The organism is Sphingobacterium sp. SGR-19 (assembly GCF_011043555.1).
Classification (GTDB): domain Bacteria; phylum Bacteroidota; class Bacteroidia; order Sphingobacteriales; family Sphingobacteriaceae; genus Sphingobacterium.
On record NZ_JAAKGS010000020.1, the window covers coordinates 1 to 3,049 of the forward strand.

1 rRNA gene is annotated in these 3,049 nt (G+C 54.5%); it reads right to left on the minus strand.

The features are described 5' to 3' along the window. Positions 1-28 precede the first annotated feature (28 nt). Positions 29-2,932, minus strand: a 23S ribosomal RNA gene (locus tag G5B43_RS19155). Between the last annotated feature and the right edge of the window lie 117 nt (positions 2,933-3,049).

Sequence of the window (3,049 nt, forward strand, 5' to 3'; positions counted from 1 at the left end):
TAAAAAAAGAGGACAGCGGAACTTTCCGGCGCGGAAAGCTTCGGGCTATTAGTACCGCTCGGCTGTGGTGTCTCCACCTCTACACCTGCGGCCTATCGACGTGGTAGTCTCCCACGGCCCTGTAAGGAAGCCTTATCTCGTGGCTGGTTTCGCACTTAGATGCTTTCAGCGCTTATCCAAACCGCACGTAGCTACCCAGCCGTACACCTGGCGGCATAACTGGTTCACCAGAGGTGCGTCCAGCCCGGTCCTCTCGTACTAAGGCCAGACCCACTCAAACTTCCAACGCCCACAACAGATAGGGACCGAACTGTCTCGCGACGTTCTGAACCCAGCTCGCGTGCCACTTTAATGGGCGAACAGCCCAACCCTTGGGACCTTCTCCAGCCCCAGGATGTGACGAGCCGACATCGAGGTGCCAAACCTCCCCGTCGATATGAGCTCTTGGGGGAGATCAGCCTGTTATCCCCAGAGTACCTTTTATCCTTTGAGCGATGGCCCTTCCATGCGGAACCACCGGATCACTATGTCCGTCTTTCGACCCTGTTCGACCTGTATGTCCCACAGTCAAGCAAGCTTTTGCCATTGCACTCCGCGTACGGTTACCAAGCGTACTGAGCTTACCTTTGAAAGCCTCCGTTACCTTTTTGGAGGCGACCACCCCAGTCAAACTACCCACCAAACAATGTCTCCCGCAATAGCGGGATTAGAAACCCCGTACAGAAAGGGCGGTATTTCAAGGGCGTATCCACGGATCCTGGCGAATCCGCTTCAAATACTCCCGCCTATCCTACACATCCTGTACAAGATTCCAATGTTAAGCTATAGTGAAGGTTCATGGGGTCTTTCCGTCCCGTTGCGGGTAGCCGGCGTCTTCACCGGCACCACAATTTCACCGAGCCCATGGCTGAGACAGCGCCCAGATCGTTACACCATTCGTGCAGGTCGGAACTTACCCGACAAGGAATTTCGCTACCTTAGGACCGTTATAGTTACGGCCGCCGTTTACCGGGGCTTCGATTCAATGCTTCTCCATTGCTGGATGACATCCCCTCTTAACCTTCCGGCACCGGGCAGGTGTCAGGCCTTATACTTCATCTTGCGATTTCGCAAAGCCATATGTTTTTGTTAAACAGTCGCCTGGGCCTTTTCACTGCGGCTTCTCCGGTTGCCCGGAGGAAGCGCCCCTTCTCCCGAAGTTACAGGGCCATTTTGCCGAGTTCCTTAGCCATGGTTAACTCGAGCACCTTAGGATCCTCTCCTCGACCACCTGTGTCGGTTTGCGGTACGGGTCTTCATAACCTGATGCTTAGCGGGTTTTCTTGGAAGTATGGTTACCTGCACTATCAGCGCCGCCGAAGCTTTGCTGTACTGTCGGGTTTCAGCTGGTCCTGCGGATTTGCCTACAGGTCCAGTACCTACACCCTTCAACGGACTATTCCGTCAGTCCGCGGCAGTGTCACTGCTCCGTCACCGCATCGCAGTTATAAAGAGTACCGGAATATTGACCGGTTGTCCATCGGCCATCCCCGTTCGGGTGGGCCTTAGGTCCCGACTGACCCTGATCCGATTAGCGTTGATCAGGAAACCTTGGTCTTTCGGTGGGCGGGTTTCCCACCCGCCTTATCGTTACTCATGCCTACATTTGCTTTTCCATAAGGTCCACCCCAGGTCACCCTGGGGATTCGCCCCCGATGGAATGCTCCCCTACCAGTTACCCCTTAAAAAGGTAAATCCATAGCTTCGGTACCGTTCTTGATGCCCGTTTATTATCCACGCCCGGCCGCTCGACTAGTGAGCTGTTACGCACTCTTTAAATGAATGGCTGCTTCCAAGCCAACATCCTAGCTGTCTGGGCAACCGGACCTCGTTAGACCAACTTAGAACGGATTTGGGGACCTTAGCTGATGGTCTGGGTTCTTTCCCTCTCGGCCTTGGACCTTAGCACCCAAAGCCTCACTGCCGAACATATCTAACGGCATTCGGAGTTCGTCTGGATTTGGTAGGATTTGACTCCCCCGCACCCAATCGGTAGCTCTACCTCCGTTAAACTATATTTCGACGCTGTTCCTAAAAACATTTCGGGGAGTACGAGCTATTTCCCAGTTTGATTGGCCTTTCACCCCTACCCTCAGGTCATCCGGAAACTTTTCAACGTTTATCGGTTCGGTCCTCCATTGCGTGTTACCGCAACTTCAACCTGCCCAAGGGTAGATCACAAGGTTTCGCGTCTGCCCCGCCCGACTCTGCGCCCTATTCGGACTCGCTTTCGCTCCGGCTCCCCCGCTGAACGGGTTAACCTTGCCGGACAGGTGCAACTCGTAGGCTCATTATGCAAAAGGCACGCCGTCACGGAACAACGTCCGCTCCGACCGATTGTAGGCACACGGTTTCAGGTTCTTTTCACTCCCCTGTTCGGGGTCCTTTTCACCTTTCCCTCACGGTACTGGTACACTATCGGTCTCCCAGGAGTATTTAGCCTTGGCGGATGGTGCCGCCGGGTTCACGCAGGATTTCTCCGGTCCCGCGCTACTCAGGATACTGCTATGCCCATCGTCCTTGCCTGTAAGGGGCTATCACCCGTACCGCGCAGCTTCCCAACTGCTTCCAGTTCGTCAAATGGTACAATATCGCAGTCCTACAACCCCCCATATGCCGTAACATATCGGGTTTGGGCTGTTCCGCGTTCGCTCGCCACTACTTGCGGAATCACTCTTGTTTTCTCCTCCTGCGCCTACTTAGATGTTTCAGTTCAGCGCGTTCGCCTACCACATAAGTGGTATGGCATGCCTTCAGCATGCCGGGTTGCCCCATTCGGAAATCCGCGGATCTATTCGTATGTGCCGATCCCCGCGGCTTATCGCAGCTTGTCGCGTCCTTCCTCGCCTCTGGGAGCCTAGGCATCCCCCGTGTGCCCTTATTTACTTTCTTCCGTCCCATACCCCTTTTGCCTGGTATGGGACTGCCTCCGCCCCCCATGGCATAAATGCCCTGAGGGACTTCCTCTGTCCTCTCGTTTGTTTTTTCTATCCCAATATGTCAAAGAACT